The organism is Rathayibacter sp. AY1D5, assembly GCF_002932515.1.
Classification (GTDB): Bacteria; Actinomycetota; Actinomycetes; order Actinomycetales; family Microbacteriaceae; genus Rathayibacter.
The window spans coordinates 1-1,252 of record NZ_PSVU01000113.1; the positions used below are offsets into that span (position 1 = coordinate 1).

Sequence of the window (1,252 nt, forward strand, 5' to 3'; positions counted from 1 at the left end):
CGCGACCCGATCCGCCCTCCCGCCCGCCGCCCTCTGAGGAGACCGCCATGACCACCCCGCCCGGTGCGCAGAGCGCCGCACTCTCCGACCTCTCGCTCGGCCGCTTCGGCTACTCCCGGGTGGCCCTCGTCCTGACCGGCTCCGCCATGACCCAGGTCATGCCCTACTGGATCCAGTGGGCGCGCGCCGCCGCTCCGGCGACCGAGTTCCGCGTGCTCGTCCGCGACTCGGCCTACCGCTTCACCACCCGGCACAACCTGGAGTCGCGACTGCGCGGCCGGATCCAGGACGACCGCTGGGACGACGAGATCGTCGTCGCCCACGTCGACCTCGCCGAGTGGGCCGACCTCATCCTGATCTACCCGGCCACCCTCGACTACGCCTCGCGCCTCGCGCACGGCATCACCGACTCCCCGTCGCTGCTCGCGGCCCTCACGACGGAGGCGCCGGTGTGCATCGCTCCGTCGCTGCCGCCGCGGGCGCTCGGCAACCCGGTCGTCGAGTCCACCCTCGCGCTGCTGCGCGAGCCGGCCAACTTCACCGTCATCGACCCCGTGCCCGGGCCGAGCGAGTCCAGCGACACGGCGCTCGCCTGGGTGCCGCCCGCGTTCCCCGCGGTGCTGCGCCACCTGGAGTCGCTGCGCAGGGCACCGGCGGCGGCGGAGGAGGCGAGGTCGGCGTGAGCACCACCGCCCCTCCGCGGGCCCTCGTCACCGGGCTGCTCGTCACCGAGCTCTCGGAAGGACCCGACGGGACCACCGTCTGGACCCGCCGCCTCGGAGAGCAGGCGCCGCTGCCGTTCTCGCCGGTGCCCGTCCGCCTCGCAGCGCCCGATCCCCGGATCGTGCCGGGAGGCGCCGACCCGTCGATCCGCCGCTACCGCACCACCGCCCGCGCCCTGCTGCCCGCGCTCCTCCACGAGCTGTCGGAGGAGGCGCTCGTCTCCGTCGGCCGCGAGTGGAAGGGCGCGCTGGACGCGCTCCACGGCGCCCGGCCCGCCGGGGAGCCGCTCCCTCCGCGTCCGCTGCAGCGCGCCCGCGGCTGGCTCGCCGGTGGCTGGGCGCCCGCCGCCGAGGAGCTCGGCGCCGGCGGTCTCCTCGAGCTCGCCGACTGGGCGGAGGCGGTCGTCGCCTCGCCGGCCGCGGTCGTGGTCCACGGCCACCCCGGCCTCGCCCACCTCGTCGTCGACGGGACCCGCGTCGCTCTGCTCACGGGCGAGGACGTCGGGCTCGCCGACCCGGTCTGGGACGCC

1 protein-coding gene and 1 pseudogene are annotated in these 1,252 nt (G+C 76.5%); both read left to right on the forward strand.

Translation table 11 applies throughout. The annotated features are described in order from the left end of the window. Positions 1 to 47 precede the first annotated feature (47 nt). On the forward strand, positions 48 to 683 hold the full coding sequence (locus C5C82_RS17060; protein WP_104257114.1) for a flavoprotein: 636 nt from the start codon (positions 48 to 50) through the stop codon (positions 681 to 683). Beyond that, a pseudogene (locus tag C5C82_RS17065) lies at positions 680 to 1,252 on the forward strand (hypothetical protein); the annotation flags it as partial. The gene C5C82_RS17060 and the pseudogene C5C82_RS17065, both read left to right, overlap by 4 nt.